Annotated in this window: 14 protein-coding genes; 7 read left to right on the top strand and 7 right to left on the bottom strand. The window is 65.5% G+C overall.

All coding sequences use genetic code 11. From position 1 onward, the window contains the following. The first annotated feature begins 20 nt into the window (after window positions 1-20). From C380_RS01160 to C380_RS01170, 3 genes are all read left to right on the top strand, one after another. A complete protein-coding gene (locus C380_RS01160; RefSeq protein ID WP_015012059.1) occupies window positions 21-527 on the top strand; it encodes a (2Fe-2S)-binding protein in 507 nt (168 codons plus the stop codon). Continuing rightward, window positions 524-4,288, top strand: coding sequence for a molybdopterin cofactor-binding domain-containing protein (locus C380_RS01165; RefSeq protein WP_015012060.1), 3,765 nt, complete (start codon window positions 524-526; stop codon window positions 4,286-4,288). Before C380_RS01160 ends, C380_RS01165 begins: the two co-directional genes overlap by 4 nt. 187 nt (window positions 4,289-4,475) lie before the next feature. Then, window positions 4,476-5,186 (top strand): hypothetical protein, encoded by a 711-nt coding sequence (locus C380_RS01170; RefSeq protein WP_238544064.1) that lies wholly within the window; start codon window positions 4,476-4,478, stop codon window positions 5,184-5,186. Window positions 5,187-5,610: 424 nt separating this feature from the next. On the opposite strand, the gene C380_RS01180 is transcribed toward C380_RS01170, so the two are convergent. Both C380_RS01180 and C380_RS01185 read right to left on the bottom strand, forming a co-directional pair. Continuing rightward, window positions 5,611-6,153: an EVE domain-containing protein gene (locus C380_RS01180; protein WP_015012063.1), complete on the bottom strand. Its 543-nt coding sequence runs from the start codon at window positions 6,151-6,153 to the stop codon at window positions 5,611-5,613. Between the two features lie 99 nt (window positions 6,154-6,252). Next, on the bottom strand, window positions 6,253-6,873 hold the full coding sequence (locus C380_RS01185) for a LysE family translocator (RefSeq protein WP_015012064.1): 621 nt from the start codon (window positions 6,871-6,873) through the stop codon (window positions 6,253-6,255). Window positions 6,874-6,974: 101 nt separating this feature from the next. On the opposite strand from C380_RS01185, the gene C380_RS01190 reads away from it, so the two are divergent. Beyond that, window positions 6,975-7,424, top strand: a complete 450-nt coding sequence (locus C380_RS01190) for an Lrp/AsnC family transcriptional regulator (protein WP_015012065.1) — start codon at window positions 6,975-6,977, stop codon at window positions 7,422-7,424. 8 nt (window positions 7,425-7,432) lie between these two features. Here the strand turns inward: C380_RS01190 and C380_RS01195 are convergent, their stop codons facing one another. From C380_RS01195 to C380_RS01205, 3 genes are all read right to left on the bottom strand, one after another. Next, window positions 7,433-7,861 (bottom strand): VOC family protein, encoded by a 429-nt coding sequence (locus tag C380_RS01195; RefSeq protein WP_015012066.1) that lies wholly within the window; start codon window positions 7,859-7,861, stop codon window positions 7,433-7,435. A 38-nt stretch (window positions 7,862-7,899) separates the two neighbouring features. Continuing rightward, on the bottom strand, window positions 7,900-8,277 hold the full coding sequence (locus C380_RS01200; RefSeq protein WP_015012067.1) for a VOC family protein: 378 nt from the start codon (window positions 8,275-8,277) through the stop codon (window positions 7,900-7,902). A 94-nt stretch (window positions 8,278-8,371) separates the two neighbouring features. Next, window positions 8,372-9,253 carry a helix-turn-helix domain-containing protein gene (locus C380_RS01205; protein WP_015012068.1) on the bottom strand — a complete coding sequence of 294 codons (882 nt, stop codon included), beginning with the start codon at window positions 9,251-9,253 and terminating at the stop codon, window positions 8,372-8,374. A 103-nt stretch (window positions 9,254-9,356) separates the two neighbouring features. On the opposite strand from C380_RS01205, the gene pobA reads away from it, so the two are divergent. Together pobA and C380_RS25205 are read left to right on the top strand one after the other, a co-directional pair. Beyond that, window positions 9,357-10,529, top strand: a complete 1,173-nt coding sequence (pobA, locus tag C380_RS01210; protein ID WP_015012069.1) for a 4-hydroxybenzoate 3-monooxygenase — start codon at window positions 9,357-9,359, stop codon at window positions 10,527-10,529. Between the two features lie 417 nt (window positions 10,530-10,946). After that, complete coding sequence (locus C380_RS25205; protein ID WP_015012070.1) at window positions 10,947-11,108, top strand: hypothetical protein; 162 nt, start codon at window positions 10,947-10,949, stop codon at window positions 11,106-11,108. 221 nt (window positions 11,109-11,329) lie between these two features. On the opposite strand, the gene C380_RS23915 is transcribed toward C380_RS25205, so the two are convergent. Then, window positions 11,330-13,174, bottom strand: a complete 1,845-nt coding sequence (locus C380_RS23915; protein WP_015012071.1) for an AAA family ATPase — start codon at window positions 13,172-13,174, stop codon at window positions 11,330-11,332. Between the two features lie 755 nt (window positions 13,175-13,929). Here C380_RS23915 and C380_RS01220 point away from each other — a divergent pair. Then, window positions 13,930-14,379, top strand: coding sequence for a carboxymuconolactone decarboxylase family protein (locus tag C380_RS01220; protein WP_015012072.1), 450 nt, complete (start codon window positions 13,930-13,932; stop codon window positions 14,377-14,379). 65 nt (window positions 14,380-14,444) lie between these two features. Here the strand turns inward: C380_RS01220 and C380_RS01225 are convergent, their stop codons facing one another. After that, window positions 14,445-16,160, bottom strand: a complete 1,716-nt coding sequence (locus tag C380_RS01225; protein ID WP_015012073.1) for a tannase/feruloyl esterase family alpha/beta hydrolase — start codon at window positions 16,158-16,160, stop codon at window positions 14,445-14,447. Between the last annotated feature and the right edge of the window lie 147 nt (window positions 16,161-16,307).

The raw sequence follows: 16,307 nt of genomic DNA on the forward strand, positions 1-16,307 counted from the left end.
TGAGAACAACCTACCGAGACATGCACGCGCCCGCTTCACCTTCCCCGGTTGTCGTCAATGGCCAGCCGTGTGCCCTGCCACAGAGCACCTTGGCCAGCGCCACGCTGCTGCACGTGCTGCGCAACGACCTGGCCCTCAACGGCCCCAAATACGGCTGCGGCCTGGGGCAGTGCGGCGCCTGCACGGTGCTGGTCGATGGCATTGCCGCGCGGGCCTGCGTGATCCCGGCGCAGGGCGTGGCAGGCCGTGAGGTGACGACGCTGGAGGGGCTGCCCGGGCGTTGCAGCGTTACCGAGGGACTTCACCCGGTGCAGCAAGCCTTTGTGGATGAACAAGCCGCGCAATGCGGCTATTGCCTCAACGGCATGGTGATGATGGCCGTGGCTTTGCTGGAGCGCAACCCTGACCCCGACGAAGCAGCCGTGCGCCGCGAGCTGTCGGGCAACCTGTGCCGCTGCGGCACGCATGTCGAAATCATCCGCGCTGTGCTGCGCGCGGCCCAGCTGATGCGCGAGGCCCAGGCATGAACACGCCTCCATCCCTGCGCGCCCATAGCCCGCTCACCCGCGCCGACTTCCATGCCGCCCAGGGCGTGCTGCTGGTGGTGCGCAACCCACCGCCCGCGCCACCGCCCGTCAAGGGCCAGCCCGCGCTGGTGGCAGGCAACCCGGCCGAGGGCGTGGAGATACTGATCGCCGTGTGGGACGACGGCAGCGTGACCGCGCTCAACGGCCATGTGGACCTGGGCACCGGCATCCGCACCGCGCTGGCGCAGATCGTGGCCGAAGAACTCGATGTGCCGCTGGCGCAGGTGAACATGGTGCTGGGCGACACCACCCGCGCGCCCAACCAGGGTGCCACCATCGCGAGTGCATCCATCCAGATCCACGCCAAGCCCCTGCGCACCGCCGCCGCGCAGGCGCGCCACTGGCTGGTGGCGCAGGCCGCAGAGCGGCTGGGCGTGCCGGTGGATCAATTGCAGGTGCGTGCCGGTGTGGTGCAGGTCACGGCAGACCCGTCGTGCCAACTCGCCTACGGCGCGCTGCTGGCGGGCGCACACACCACGCTGGAACTGGTGGACGCCACGCCCACCAAGGCCGCCGCCGATTACACCGTGGTCGGCCAGTCCGTGCCGCGTGTGGACATCCCTGCCAAGGTCAGTGGCGAGCTGGTGTTTGTGCACGACATGCGCGTGCCCGGCATGCTGCACGGCCGCGTGGTGCGCCCTCCGTATGCGGGGGCCGACCATGGCGACTTCATCGGCAACACGCTCGAATCGGTAGACCAGCAGTCCATCGCCCACATCCCCGGCATCCGCGCCGTGGTGGTGATCCGCGACTTTGTGGGCATCGTGGCCGAGCGCGAGGAACAGGCCGAGCAGGCGCTGCGCGAGCTGAAGGTGCGCTGGAAAGACTGGCCCGGCTTTCCTCGCCAGGACAGCGCCGAGGCGCTGGAACAAGCCATCCGCGCCAACCCCGCCACGCAGCGCCGCCTGGTGGACGAGGGCGATGTGGAGGGCGCCCTGGCCGCGCTGTCCGCCGACGGCCAGCCCATGCCGCGCACATACGTGTGGCCGTACCAGATGCACGGCTCCATCGGCCCATCGTGCGCGGTGGCCGAATGGCGCAGCGATGACAGCACCGGCCGCCCGCGCATGACCGTGTGGGCGGGCACGCAAAACCCCCATGTGCTGCGCGCCGACCTGGCCCGCCTGATGGGCCTGCCCGATGTGGACATCGACCTCATCCGCATGGAGGCCGCAGGCTGCTACGGCCGCAACGGCGCCGATGATGTGGCGGCCGATGCCGCGCTGCTGTCACGCGCCGTAGGCGCCCCGGTGCGCGTGCAGCTCACGCGCGAGCAAGAGCATTTGTGGGAGCCCAAGGGCACGGCGCAGCTCATGCAGGTGCGCGGTGGGCTCAAGGCCGATGGCACCGTGGCGGCGTACGACTTTGAAACGTCCTACCCCTCCAACGGCGCGCCCACGCTGGCCCTGCTGCTCACCCGCACCATCGAGCCCGTGGCCCAGGCCTACGAGATGGGCGACCGCACTGCGCGCCCGCCCTACCAGTACGACAACCTGCGCGTGGCCGTCAACGACATGCCGCCCATCGTGCGCGCATCGTGGCTGCGGGGCGTGTCGGCGCTGCCCAATTCGTTTGCGCACGAGTCGTATGTGGACGAACTGGCCACGGCAGCGGGGGTGGACCCGGTGCAGTTTCGCCTGCAACTGCTGAACGACCCGCGCGCTGCCGAGCTGGTGCAGGCCACGGCCGAAAAGGCGGGCTGGATTCGCCGCACCGGCCCGCAGCAGCGCCCCTTGGATGCTGACAACAGCGGTGAATGGGTCCAAGGCCAGGGCTTTGCCTACGCCCGTTACATCCACAGCAAATGGCCCGGCTTTGGCGCCGCCTGGGCGGCCTGGGTGGCCGATGTAGAGGTCAACAAGAAGACCGGCGAGGTGCACGTGCGCCGCGTGGTCGTGGGGCACGACGCGGGCCTGATGGTGAACCCCGTCGGTGTGGAGCAGCAGGTGCACGGCAACGTGCTGCAGACCACCAGCCGGGCGCTCAAGGAGCAGGTGACGTTCGAGCCCGTCAAGCAGGCCGTGGACAACCGCGAATGGGGCAGCTACCCCATCCTGAGCTTCCGCGAGGTGCCGGTCATCGAGGTCATGCACATGCCCCGGCAAGACGAGGCGCCGCTGGGCTCGGGCGAGTCGTCTTCTGTGCCGGGCACGGCGGCGATTGCCAACGCGATTTTTGACGCCACGGGTGTGCGCTTTCGCGCACCGCCCTTCACACCCGAGGCGGTGCGTGCCGGGCTCAACCCCTTGCCCGGCGGCGCAGGCGAGGCGGCTGCAAGCAGCACCGCACCCACTGAGCAGGCACAGGTATTGCCCACGCTGGAGCTGCCATCCCCCAGTTTGTCCACCGTGCCCGCCAGCGCCACATGGCCCGCCAAACGCAGCCCCTGGGCACGCGCGCTGGCCCTGGTCGCCGGTGGCATCGCCATGGGCGCAGCGCTGCTGGGCTGGCGCCCCTCCATCGCGCCCGTGGTGCAGACGGCGGGTGCGTCGGTCTACAACGCCGCCACCATCGAACGCGGCCGCCTGCTGGCCGCTGCGGGCGACTGCGCGGTGTGCCACACCGCCCCCGGCGGCACGCCCAACACGGGCGGCCGCGCCATGGAAACGCCATTCGGCAAGGTCTACACCACCAACCTCACGCCCGACGCCGAGACCGGCATCGGCCAGTGGTCCTTCAGCGCCTTCCAGCGCGCCATGCGCGAAGGCATCTCGCGCGATGGCAAACACCTGTACCCCGCGTTCCCGTACACGTCGTTCGCCAAGATGAGCGACGATGACCTGACCGCGCTGTACGCCTACCTGATGGCGCAACCCGCCGTGCGGGCCGAGGTGCCGAAGACCGAGTTGACCTTTCCGTTCAGCGTGCGCCCGCTCATGGCGGGCTGGAACGCGCTGTTCCACGACGCGACCCCGTTCAAGCCAGACCCGACCCGCCCGCCCGAATGGAACCGGGGCGCTTACCTGGTGCAGGGCGTGGGCCACTGCGGCGCCTGCCACACGCCGCGCAACGCGCTGGGGGCCGAGTTGGGTGGCGCTGCGTTCCTCTCGGGCGCCATGGTGGATGGCTGGGAGGCGCCTGCGCTTACCGGCCTGTCGAAAGCGCCCGTGCCCTGGACGGCCGATGCGCTGTATGGCTACCTGCGCCACGGCCACAGCCCGCAGCACGGCAGCGCCTCCGGCCCCATGGCGCCCGTGGTACGCGAGCTGGCCCACTTGCCTGACGACGACATTCGCGCCATGGCGAGTTACCTGGCCTCGTTCACCGCGACGGACGCTGCTACCCAGCCAGCCACACAGCCTGTGTCAGACCCACAACAGCGCGCCCAAGCCGCCGTGGCCCAGGCCGCCGCGCTGGCCCCGCAGCCCGGCCAGGCCCAGCGCCTGTTCAACGGTGCCTGCGCCGCCTGCCACCACGACGGCGACGGCCCCAAGCTGCTCGGTGTGAACGTGCCCCTGGCGCTCAACAGCAACCTGCACAGCGACCGGCCCGACAACCTGCTGCAGGTCATCGTGCACGGCATCCGCGAGCCCGCCGCGCGGGACATCGGCTTTATGCCCGGCTTCGGCCACGCGCTCAGCGACGCGCAGATCACCGAGCTGGCGGGCTACATGCGCCAGCGCTACGCCCCCGGCCGCCCGGCGTGGCGCGATGTGCCCGAGGCACTGGCCCGCGTGCGGGCGGGGCCTGCGCATCCTTAGAGCAGCTCTTAGACGGTTCTGACGACCCTCCAGGCCATGCCTGGGGGAGCGTCAGCACGTTTTGGAGCCTTTTGGTGCTGATGCGCTAGTGGAATATGCGCAAGCAGCTATCAAAAATGGAGCAGATGGATCATCCGTAGGGCCCGTGTTCAGCCCGACAATCGGGCTGCACCACCGCCCAGACACCATGACACCTGCCGTCCCTTGGCCATCGCACGGCGCCTTGCGCACCACCCACCGGAGCGTGCAGCGCATCGGCGGCGCCGCAACGTTGGCCCTGTGTTGCCTGGCCCTCACGGCCTGCGGGCCGGAGGTGCAAGGGTCGCCCAAGCCGCCTGCGGCGTTTGGCCCAGTGCAGAGCAATTGGTTCGGTTGCCCGTCCCTGCATGGCGTGTACGCCTGGCCGCCGGTGCAGCCTTCGGGTGTGCGGGGCAGCCTGCCGTTTTTTACCGGCTCGGCCGAGATGCAGGTCTGGGTGCAGCAGCAGCGCGGCGAAACCACGCTGCGCACGCGCACCATCAACCGCGCGCGCAACGTGCGCACCTCGCTCACCCGGCAGTGGAGCCTGGTCACCTACAGCGGCGCGCAGGCCCGCTGCAGCTCCGGCATGCTCGACCTGGCTCCGCAGCCCGCGCCGTCCGGCAATGAGCCCGGGACCTCTGGCAAGCTGCAGGGGTTCAGGCTGGCGCTGCTCAAAGACGGCGGCCTGGCTGTGGGCAAGCGCACGCTCACCACCGGCAACAAGGGCTCGTACTTTTCGTGGGGCGGGCAGTCCTACGGTAGCTACGACGCGCCCGATGTGGAGACCTGGACCTGGTTCAAGCTGGCCCGCACCGCAGCGGGGGACAGCGAGCCTCCGGTCATCGACGCCTACGCGCCCGGGGCCACCTCTCCATAGGCCCCTTGGTTGCAGAGCGGCGCGCGAAAAAAGCCTCGAACTTCCCCGTTTATCGCGCTACCGCCTACGCTGCCACCTCGGCACAGTGGCATCGGGGCTTGGTCCATGGTGGGGCAGGCCCGGGCGCCCGCCTCTTTGTGTCGTGGCAGGCACTCATGTCATCGGCCAGCCACGCGGCGGCCGCCCACTGTTGCCGTTCAAGGAGAAGACCATGCCCGCTAGCGAAATTGAAATCCACGCGATCGTGCTGCGACTGCTGCGTGAAGGCTATACCGCCCTGACCGCCGCCCAACGCCGGGTGGTGGACACGCTGATGGCGGTGTGCTGACGCCCGCCTGCGGGCTGTTCGAGGGCCCCACGGGGCTGTTCGCGATCCGTTTGAAGCCTTCTGGGCCGGATGCGCTAGTGCCCATTACCTGAGACGCTATAAAAAATATAGTGATTGCAGCTCGGCCTGCATCGCCTGCGCAATCAGGCGCATGTCGTGTTCGCTGACGGCCAACAGCCCAAACCGGAACTTGCTGCCCCAGCGCTGGCGGTCGTCCACAAACTCCAGCGCGTCCAGCAGCGGCGCAATCGCCGCCTCACGTGCAGGCACATAGGCCACGTCCCGCCGCGACGGCACAAACCCGCCACCCATATCAAACGCATACGGCGACCCCGGCAACACGATGCCGATGGAGACAAAGGCCTGCAGCCGGTCCTTGCCGCCCATGGTCACCGTGGGCGCGTAGTACGCAACACGGTCGCCGGGCCGTATGCGCTGCAGCGGCGCCACCTTGCCATGGCACACCTGCATGTAGCCCGCGCCCGGCGTGGCGCAGCCCCGGCGGGCGTGCTGGGCGCAGGCCACGGCGATCCAGTTGCGGCGCGTGGCGGCTGCAGAGGTCGCTGCCGATACAGGTATGTCGTTGCGCGCAGGCTCGGCATCCGGCCAAAGGGGGTGTTGCAGCAGGGCGTCGGTCATGAAAAAGCTCCTGGTCAAAGAAGCCACCGATGGTGCGGGCCTGCTGCTGACACCGCAGTGTCAGTACCTTTGCAGCATCCCTGTGCGCAGCGCAACGCCTCAGACCAGCTGCCCCCACTGCCACAGCGCAAACCCGCCCAGCAGCAGGGCCGACGCCCGGTTGATGCGCAGGCGCCAGGCGGGCGTAAAGCGCTGCCGCTGGTAGGCAATCGCACTGGTCAGCAGCAGCCACCAGGCGGCAGAGCCCACCAGCACACCTGCCACCATCCACAGCGGCGACGGCAGGCTGGGCCGGCCGCCGCCCAGCGAGCCAAACACCGCAATGAACGACACGATGGTGGCCGGGTTGGCCAGCGTCAGCGCAAACGTGCCGGCCGCCAGGCCCAGCAGGCCGCGCGCGTCGCGTGCTGGTGCGGCGTTGTGGGCCACTGGCGCGTGCCAGGTGCGCCACGCCAGCACCAGCAGCAGTGCGCCACCGCCCAGCGCCAGCGGCGTCCTGGCCTGCGTCAGCCCGTCGATGAGCCAGCGCACGCTGAAGGCGCCCACGGCGCCATACACCGCATCGGCCATAGCGGCGCCCAGGCCCGTGGCCAGCCCGGCCGCCAGGCCCCGCTCCAGGGTGCGCTGCATGGTCAGCAGGCCAATGGGGCCCACAGGGGCCGCAATGAGCACGCCGATGACGGCGGCTTGCAGAAACACGGTGATTGAAGTGAAGTCCATGCACCGATGCTAGGGCGGCGTCTGGCGATGGAGAATGCAGAAAATTCGGCGAATCCAGAATTGGGTTTCGCTTTTTTCTGTGCCCATCGAGAAAGGCTTGTATGGAAGTCGATGACAAAGCCTGGCGCCTGATCAGCGCGCTGCAGGCCGATGGCCGCGCCTCGCTCAAGGAACTGGCCGAGGCCGTGGGCCTGTCGGTGCCCGCCACGCTGGAGCGCCTGAGGCGTTTGCAGGAAGCGGGCGTGGTGCGTGGCGTGCATGCCGACATCGACCCCGCCAAGGTCGGCTACGGCGTGCGGGCCGTGGTGGGCATCAACGTGCCGCAGCCCGGCAAGAAGGCGCTGATCGACAAGCTGCGCCAGTCGCCCCAGGTGCTTGAGTGCCACCACGTCAGCGGCAACGATTCGTACGTGATGCAGGTCGTGGCGCGCGACCTGCCCGATCTGGAGCGCTTTCTGGGCGACATCAACGGCTATGGCGAAACGCGCACGTCCATCGTGTTCTCCACGCCCATCCCGCTGCGCGGCCTGGCCCGGCCGGAGGCGGGCTGACCCACACCTCAGAACGTGATCTTCACCGACGCCGCACTGCGCTGCGCGTCGCCATGGAACACGGCCTCGATGTTGTTCCCATCCGGGTCCAGCACAAAGGCCGCGTAGTAGCCGGGGTGGTAGGCGCGCTCGCCCGGTGCGCCGTTGTCGGTGCCGCCGTGGGCCAGCGCGGCTTGGTAGAACGCATCCACCATCGCTCGGTCCCGGGCCTGAAACGCCAGGTGCGTGCGGCCTGTCAGGTGGCCTTGCGCGGCAGGGCCGTCGGCCGCCGACACAAACAGCTCGTCGGCCCAGAAGTAGCCTTCGTCCGCCCCGCCCATCGGCACCTGCAGGGCCTTTAGCACCGCCGTATAGAAGGCCTGGCTGGCCGCCAGGTCGCGCACGACCAGTTGCACATGGTCAAACAGCCTGCCCCGGTGGATTTCTTGCGCTTCCATGCTGTGCTCCTTTCGTAGACCGTCGGTGCGTTCTGGCTTCAAGCCAGCGCGTGCAGACCCACGCGGTTGCCATCCAGGTCATGGATGTGCGCAAAGAACCCCATGCCCGGCGGCAGCGCCTGGCGCGGCAGGGCCACGCGGCCGCCCTGGGCCACCGCGCGGTCCAGCGCGGCGTCGAGCGAGGGCGATGCGTCCAGGTACACCAGCGTGCCGCTGCCCGACACCTGGGGCGCCGTGGGGCCCATCATCAGCGCGCCGCCTGCACCATCGGCCTCAGGGTCGTAGGCAAACACGGCGCCTTCGCTCGGGCCCATGTTCTCGCGGCGCATGGGCTGGCCCAGCACGGCTTCGTAAAAGGCCTGGGCGCGGTCCAACTGGGTGGTGGGGATCTCAAACCAGGCGATGGCGTTTTTCATGGGGGCTCCTTGTGTGTGAAAGAACGAAAGTAAGAAGCCCCGATGGTGAGCGGGGGCTGCTGACAGCGGCGTGTCAGCAGCCTGTCACGCGGCATCACATCGCCGTAGCGGGCGCTGACGCCGCCACCTGCGCCCGAAACGCACGCGGTGACAGCCCCGCATCGCGCGTGAAGGCGCGGGTGAAGTACGCCGGGTCGGCATAGCCCAGCGTGTAGGCAATGGTGGCCACGCCCAGGTGGGTGTAGGCCAGGTTGCGCCGCGCCTCGCGCATCAGCCGTGCCTCGATCAGCCGCTGGGCCGACATGCCCGTGGCAGCCCGCGCCACGCGGCTCAGGTGCGTGGGCGACACGGCCAGCGCCCGCGCGTAGTCGGCCACCTGCCAGTGCTCCAGAAAATGCGCCTCGATCAGCGCCTCCAGCCGCTGCACCAGGCTGGACTCTGGCGCTGCCGCGTCGCCCGGGCTGTGGTCTTCCATCGCGCGCGCCACCCAGCCCAGCAGCGTGGCGCTCAGGCCCCGCAGCACCAGCGCACGCGCCTTGGCCCGGCCCGAGAACTCCTGCCAGACCTGGCCCATGGCCTGGTGCAGCTGTGGCGGCGCAGGCGCCACGGCGGGCCGCGCCAGGTCGCGCCGCACATCGCCCACGCGCACAAAAATCTCGTCCATCAATTCATCGGCCAGCGTGGCCACCCAGCCCTGCGTGTGCTGCGTAAAGCGGAATGCGTGCACATGCCCCTGCGGCACGTTGATGAGCGCACCGGCAAACAGCGCAATCCGCTCGCCATCCAGGTGCGCCACACCCCCGCCCGAGGTGATCAGCAGCACCTGGTGCAGCCGCGTGTGCCGGTGCGGCGCCAGCTCCCAGTCGTGCAGCGCCGATCGCTCGGCAATCGTCTCGCAGTGCAGCACATCGGGAAGGTGCTGCGACTCGCCGAACAGGCTGTAAGAGCGGATGCCATCGATGTTCGAAAAGTGCATGTTCTGGCTCCATCCGTCCATTCAACGCGGCGACTGTGCCACGTATCTTTGGGTGGTCCGTTTGACCCATGTCATGAACACACCAACCACTACTGGAGACGCTATGAAAACCCAGGTTTGCATCATCGGCGGAGGCCCCTCGGGCCTCATGCTCTCGCAGCTCTTGCACCTCAAGGGCATCGACACCATCGTGCTGGAGCGCCAAAGCCGCGAATACGTGCTGGGCCGCATCCGCGCCGGCGTGCTGGAGCACGGCTTTGCCGCCCTCATGCGCGAGGCCCAGTGCGGCGAGCGCATGGACAAGGAAGGCGAGATCCACGACGGCTTCATCATTGCCCACGACGGCCAAATGGACCGGGTCGATTTGCACAAGTACAGCGGCGGCAGCTCGGTGGTCGTCTACGGCCAGACCGAGCTGACACGCGACCTGTACGAAGCGCGCGACCGCATGAAGGGCGTCGTCATCCACAACGCCGAAGACGTGCAGCCCCACGACCTGAAAAGCGCCAACCCGTATGTGACCTACCGCAGTGGCGACGAGGTGGTGCGCATCGACTGCGACTTTGTCATCGGCGCCGACGGCTTTCACGGCGTGAGCCGCAAGTCCATCCCGCGCGACGTGCTCAAGGAGTATGAAAAGGTCTACCCCTTCGGCTGGCTGGGCGTGCTCTCGCGCACCAAGCCCGTATCGCCCGAGCTGATCTACGCCAAGCACGAACGCGGTTTTGCGCTGTGCTCGCTGCGCTCGCAGGTGCTGAGCCGCTACTACATCCAGGTGCCGCTGACCGACAACGTGGAAGACTGGTCCGACGAAGCCTTCTGGGCCGAGCTGAAGCGCCGCCTGCCCGCCGAGGTGGCCGCCCAACTCATCACCGGCCCCTCCATCGAAAAGTCCATCGCCCCCCTGCGCTCCTTCGTGGCCGAGCCCATGCGCTACGGCAACCTGTTCCTGGCCGGCGACGCCGCCCACATCGTGCCGCCCACCGGCGCACGGGGCCTGAACAGTGCCGCATCGGATATCTACTACCTGTACCACGCCATGGTCGCGCACTACCAAAATGGCGACAGCACAGGCCTCGACAAATACTCCGAAAAAGCCCTTGCCCGCGTATGGAAGGCCCAGCGCTTCTCTTGGTGGATGACGACCATGCTGCACACCTTCCCGGATTCGATTGCCTACGACCAGAAGCTTCAGGACACGGACCTGGCGTACCTGTTCTCGTCCGAGAAGGCGCTGGGGTCGTTGGCGGAGAACTATGTGGGGTTGCCGTTCTAGTCACCCAGCAATAGCACTGACACCCAATCAAAGGCCTGCATGGGGTTCTCTCATGCAGGCTTCTTCTTTTGTGTGTGCCCGGTAGGCGTTGCGTGCAACCGGCGCTCCGTCTGCTCACGCGGCGCGCCCTACGGCCTGCGCACTGCGGCCCCCTTGCGGGACCCAATGACAAAGCCGCTTTCCATGCAACCGCCCTGCACGGCAATCTCCATCTGCTACGCAAAATTTAGGCGGAACTGATGCTTACGCCCGCATACCAGGCCCGATAGCATCACACCAAGTTTTCAGATCATTTGCCCAGTGCTGTCGATGTGCAATTCGACGATGGCTTGAACACGAAGAAGCTGCTGACGCAGCGTTTTAGGCAGTGCACTTCGCGTAAAAGAGTGCCGATCAACAGCCAGGAAAATCTCCAAGATGGATTGGGTCCCGATAGTCTTCATTGTGTTCAAGGTTGCCGTGTTCGGCACCGGCATGTTCTTTGCCATCAAGTGGCATTACGACCAAGGGAAGAAGGCGAAAGAAGAAGCCAGCAAGCGTCACGGCGTGCCTGGACGGGCACTGAACGCGCCGGAGTAGGCGCGCTGATTGCTGGGAAGGTCGTGGCTGCATCAACCCAACTAAATTTCAGCCACTCCGGCTCTGAGTTGATCCCAACTCAGTCCACGATTTTTCGGGACCTCCGCACTGTGGTCTGGCTGCTTGAGGCTGAAAGCCGCCACTGAGCTTACGAAACCGATCGACTGCAAGCAGTCTTCTGGGGGCGTTGCCGTACCAATGAATAGCCGGCAGTCCAAGCCTCACTGAGCCGCTGCAAAAGCAGGTTCCGGCCATATCGCAGACTTGATAGCTTGTAACTCTGGGCAGCTGAGGTGATTCGAAGAAGCTAGCAGAACGGCATGCGCCTTTAGCTCCTTGTGAAGTAGGGATTTCAGTTCTCCAAGAACGATCTTGCCTCGACGCCACTTGGTAGAGTTTCCGTCATAGTCTGCGATCGCTTTCATCGCAAGTTCGCCCGCGTTGTGTGCCGGTCCCCCGTTGCGGTTGGCGATGGCAATCTGCGTCCTGATGTTTATTAGCGCGTTGATCGATTTCTCGCGCGTGTTAGCTGTGGCCTCGTCGATAAGCTGTTGCGCTCTCTCCACCGTTAGCGCTGGATTGAGGTGCGCGACGTGCGCGGCATTCAGGAAGTAGCCCTCCACGTCGCTGTGAGCAGTTACAAAGGCGTTCGCGTTCATGTTCGCAAGGGCACCTTCCAGCTTGGCAACCGTGTCGTCTTCAAGATAGTCTCGGTCCCTGTGCAGCAGGAAGCTCACGTTCGGCGCCTTGTCGAGCAGGAAATTCCGGAGCACCTTGGCAGCATCTAGCTTCGAGCAACCAGCGTAGGGTCGGACATCAAGCTCCTGAACGGGGAACCCATTGCTGCTCAGCAAAGCCTTCAGGGCGTCCAATGATTCTTTCTTGCTGTCTTCCGTCGCCACCAGACATGTGAAGTGCCCTTTTGCGAAGTAATCCACTGTGTCAAGTGCGCCGAGCTCCATCAGCATTGCAGGCGTAGACACAGAGTCGTAGTCAACCTTCTTCCCCTCGCTGACCCACACAACCTGGGCGCAATCTCGCAATGCGTCTAAAACGTGGCGTGAGTGCGTGCTGAACAGAGCACGGAAGCCGCGCGTCTCTGCCAAGCTTGTAATCAGCTCACACAGCGCACGTTGGTTGTTCGGATGAAGGTGCGAGTCAGGCTCGTCGAGAATGAGGACTTCGGGCTGGAAGAGAGCGATGTAGGCAAGGATTTGACTCGCTTGCAAGATTGACGTTCCTGCCGCGTCGATAGGCAGGCGAGGCATTCCAGGACGTGTGAAGTAAACCTGGATATTCTCGTCCCTCTCCTTGTCGAACTCGACCTCAACCTGTATGCCAGGAAAGAGCGCCCCCATATCGGTCTGAAAACGGTGGAGGGGACCGCGCCACTTGTTGAACTCGATGAGCCAATGCGGGGCGTTTTTCCCTTCGGCCTTCAACTTGTCGTGGCTATCCCTCAATCTGCGCTGAATTTCGGCTTGTTCTCGTGAATGAGCATCAGCGATCATCAAGAGTACGTTTCGCAGCACCAGATTGGCGTCGCCGCGCGCCACGATACGTCTGACGACGCCGGGCGACATATAGCGCTCCTCCTTAGCTATTCCCGCTAGTCCTGGCGCATATACCGTAAAAGGGCGGTCAAGATTCATGAGCCGCTCGCCCACAAGCTTCCCGGTAAGGGATACCGCAATATTCCGGTTCCGACCTCGCCTGACAGCGATGCGACATGCGTTGCCGTCGGACATCATCACTTCGACTTCGATCTGCCCGTTGGCGTTTTCATAAAGCTGTCCGCCATGAGCAAGAGACAGAACGTCCGCGATGGGTGAATAGAGCAATTGCGACGGGTTAAACGACAGCTCAAACTTGTCTGCACCCCACTTGACTCCGTCGCCAACTAGCTTCGCGGTCTGCGCGACTGAGACGGCAAAGTGCAGTGCCTGAAGGGCGCTACTCTTTCCTGAGTTGTTGGCGCCGATGAGGACGGTGGTTTCAGTGAGATCAAGTTCAAACTCCTTCAACTGCTTGAACCTCTTCAGAGTCACCTTCGCAATCTTCGCCATCCACTGCTCCCGCCTTGTTGTCGTATCGGTATTGCCGCATGTACGATCTGGTGAAGAACATCGCACTCGTGATCGTCAAACCCGCAACCCGCAGGAACAATCACTGGGCCCAGTCCGCCTGCTCGCACAGGAACCCGCATGATAGTGGTCGAACTAGATACTGCCACGGATCACCAGCTAGACGGCACAAAAGAATGTGCCTTGACGCGTCAGATCCTTGAAGGTTTAGCGGAATGAACGACACCCGAATTCGCGCCCGGCGAAGCCAGGTCGGCACTCTTTGGCCTCCCGAGTTATCGCAAACTACTGGGCCCAGCGTCTGCGTTGTGTCATCAACTTCAATTTTTTGGTTCTGCATTCAACGACTGCAACCGCTGCAGAGTTGCGACCGACTGCAACCGCTGCAGAGCAGGTGGCGAATCTGCGCGAATCGCTTTTAGATAGCGTGTAACCCGGGCAGTAAAGTCTAAAAACTGCAGCGCCGCGCGAATCCCACGATCACTTGCAGCGAAAGCTGCTCGCACTCTCTAAGTCACCCGGCCCGTTGTGAGTGCCAGATTCGGATGCACACAGCGGACGAGTTCGGATGCGGATCAGCTCGTGGGGCGCTCGGTGTTGAACACATTGGCACCTGCTCCGCATGCCTCGGCCTGCTATTTCTCCCGCATCTGTCACAGCACCCTCACGTCACACGTCTTGGTAGCAGGAGGCCGATAACGCCCTCCGCCCAACATTCAACGTAAAGGAACTGCTGTATGAATCGCGCTGTCTGGTTCAACGTATCGCCCGAGGGTGCCAAGGCCATCGGGACGCTGCACCACTTCGTCACCCAGGGCACGGGCCTGCCCAGCTTGCTGACGCACCTGGTCTTTCTGCGCGTGTCGCAGATCAACGGGTGCGCGCACTGCATCGACATCCACACGCGCGACTTGCTGGCCGAAGGCATGTCGGTGGAGAAGGTGGTGCTGGTTCCTGTGTGGCATGAGGCGGCGTATCTGTTCTCCGAGCAGGAGCGCGCCGCGCTGGCCTGGGCCGAGGAGGTGACGCGTGTGAGCGAGACCCATGCTTCTGATGAGGCCCATGCGGCCGCGCTGGCCGTGTTTGGCGAGAAGGACCTGGTGGATCTGACGCTCACGATTGCCACCATGAATGCCATCAACCGCATGGGTGTCAGTTTTCGCATGAAGCCTCGCGCCAAGGCGTAGAAGGAAAAGAAAAAAAGGGAAGCCCGGCTTGCGCCGGGCTTCCCGCTTTTCAAGCGCTGAATGGATCACTTGCAGCTAAAGCTGCTTGCACTCTCCACATCCCCCGTGCCGTTGTAGCGCGCCACCTTCGGGTACACGCACAGTGGCCGGGTGCGGTTGGCGGACCAGCTGGCGGGCAGCTCGGTGTTGACCACGTTGGCGCCTGCGCCGCGTGCCTTGGCGGTCACGCTGTCGGGGGCCTTGCCTTGTTCCACCCAGGCGACCAGCGGGGACAGCATGTCGAACTGGTCGGTGGCGGGGCCGCCGGAGCAGTGATTCATGCCGGGCACCAGGAACAGGCGGGCAAAGGCGTCGGCCTTGCCGCTGTGGTTGGCCTGCAGGCGGTCCATCCAGTGGGCGGTGTCCATGGGCGAGAACACGCCGTCGGCCACGCCGTGGAAGACGATCATCTTGGCGCCCCGGTTCTTCAGGGTGCTCAGGTCCGTCTCATTGGGCGGGGTCATGTACGACCAGGGCGACTCGGTGTATTGCGCCGTGGTGGCGAACATCTTGGGGTAGTCGGTCTCCATGCTGAAGTTCAGCGCGTACTGCATGCCGGGGATGGCGGTGAACGCTGCCACGGTGGATGGGGGCGAGGTGAAGATGAAGGCCACCGCTCCGGCATCACGCGTGGCGGGCGAGCCAAAGTGCCACGACGCAAAGTTGGCGCCCGCAACGCCAGGGTCCCACCAGGTGCCGGTGTACAGCGCTTCGCCCTTGCTGTTCTTGGGGCCGGAAAAGATGCTGGCCAGCACGCCCTTTTGCTCGCTGGTGATGCAGCTGCCGTCGCGTGCGCCGGTGCAGGTGGGCACGTCGGTCTGCAGGTTGAAGGCGGCCTGGCAGGCGGCCACGTCGTTGACCTGGCCGTCGGCCACGCCGTCCAGTGCGTCGCACTTGGCGACGATCTTGCTGCTGATGAGCTTGAACTCGGCCGGGCTCACGGCGGTGGTCAGGTCTGGCAGGCCGGTGGTGGCGTCTTTGGTTGACACCTTGGCGTATTGCTGGGCCTTCCACAGTTGCGTGGTGGCGGCCTTGGGCAGGTGAAAGCCGGGGTTGCCCGCCAGGATGCCGTCGTACTGCTCGGCATAGCGCGACGCGCCGACCATGGCGTGGCGGCCGCCATTGGAGCAGCCGGCCAGGTACGAGCGGTCGGGCGCCTTGCCGTAAGCGCTCTTAATCAGGTTCTTGGCCATGGGGGTAAGGGTGCCCACGGCCTGGTAGCCGTAGTCCAGACGGGCCTGCGGGTCCACGCCAAAGAAGGGCGTGGGCGCGCTGTGGCCTGCGTCAGAGCTGAGCACCGCAAAGCCTTGCACCAGGGCGGGTGCCACGGGGGCACCACCGCTCACCGAACCTAGCGCGGTGACCACGCTGCCGTCCAGGCCGCCGTTGGCCTGGTGGAGAAAGCGGCCGTTCCACTCCACGGGCAGGCGCATTTCAAAGCCGATGGCGTAGCTGGCGCCGTCCATGGGGCCGGTGCGCTCTTTCATCTTGCCTTTGACGAGGCAGTGCGCAGGCGCTTGGGTGGTCACGCCCTGCACGGTGATGGGGCCTGCGGGCACTTGCTCGGCCGAGGTGATGCGCGTGTCGGGCAACGCCAAGCTGCTGGCGAGCGTCACGCAGGACTGCAGGGTGGCCGGTGTGGCGGCGGAGAGCTGGGGCAGGGCGGCATCGGACGAGCCGCCACAGCCCATGAGCAAGGCGGCGGCTGCGGCCGAGAGCGCCAGGGGTTGGTGGGCACGCATCCGGTTTCTTCTCATCTTCAAGCGCATGGTGTTGTCTCCAGTGGTTTTTTTGAGGCGCAAGGAACCCCGCAACGTGGCCTCAACACGCTGTGGGAGGGAGATCGATGGAAGGTGTTTTGCTACTGAATCAGGAGCTGCTGGCGCATG

It is taken from the genome of Acidovorax sp. KKS102 (assembly GCF_000302535.1).
GTDB lineage: Bacteria > Pseudomonadota > Gammaproteobacteria > Burkholderiales > Burkholderiaceae_C > Acidovorax.

What these genes read in the sequence shown, in the direction of transcription:
- C380_RS01160 (WP_015012059.1), top strand. Translation starts at nt 21, where the DNA reads ATGCACGCGCCCGCTTCACCTTCCCCGGTTGTCGTCAATGGCCAGCCG.
- C380_RS01165 (WP_015012060.1), top strand. Translation starts at nt 524, where the DNA reads ATGAACACGCCTCCATCCCTGCGCGCCCATAGCCCGCTCACCCGCGCC.
- C380_RS01170 (WP_238544064.1), top strand. Translation starts at nt 4,476, where the DNA reads ATGACACCTGCCGTCCCTTGGCCATCGCACGGCGCCTTGCGCACCACC.
- C380_RS01180 (WP_015012063.1), bottom strand. Translation starts at nt 6,153, where the DNA reads ATGACCGACGCCCTGCTGCAACACCCCCTTTGGCCGGATGCCGAGCCT.
- C380_RS01185 (WP_015012064.1), bottom strand. Translation starts at nt 6,873, where the DNA reads ATGGACTTCACTTCAATCACCGTGTTTCTGCAAGCCGCCGTCATCGGC.
- C380_RS01190 (WP_015012065.1), top strand. Translation starts at nt 6,975, where the DNA reads ATGGAAGTCGATGACAAAGCCTGGCGCCTGATCAGCGCGCTGCAGGCC.
- C380_RS01195 (WP_015012066.1), bottom strand. Translation starts at nt 7,861, where the DNA reads ATGGAAGCGCAAGAAATCCACCGGGGCAGGCTGTTTGACCATGTGCAA.
- C380_RS01200 (WP_015012067.1), bottom strand. Translation starts at nt 8,277, where the DNA reads ATGAAAAACGCCATCGCCTGGTTTGAGATCCCCACCACCCAGTTGGAC.
- C380_RS01205 (WP_015012068.1), bottom strand. Translation starts at nt 9,253, where the DNA reads ATGCACTTTTCGAACATCGATGGCATCCGCTCTTACAGCCTGTTCGGC.
- pobA (WP_015012069.1), top strand. Translation starts at nt 9,357, where the DNA reads ATGAAAACCCAGGTTTGCATCATCGGCGGAGGCCCCTCGGGCCTCATG.
- C380_RS25205 (WP_015012070.1), top strand. Translation starts at nt 10,947, where the DNA reads ATGGATTGGGTCCCGATAGTCTTCATTGTGTTCAAGGTTGCCGTGTTC.
- C380_RS23915 (WP_015012071.1), bottom strand. Translation starts at nt 13,174, where the DNA reads ATGGCGAAGATTGCGAAGGTGACTCTGAAGAGGTTCAAGCAGTTGAAG.
- C380_RS01220 (WP_015012072.1), top strand. Translation starts at nt 13,930, where the DNA reads ATGAATCGCGCTGTCTGGTTCAACGTATCGCCCGAGGGTGCCAAGGCC.
- C380_RS01225 (WP_015012073.1), bottom strand. Translation starts at nt 16,160, where the DNA reads ATGCGTGCCCACCAACCCCTGGCGCTCTCGGCCGCAGCCGCCGCCTTG.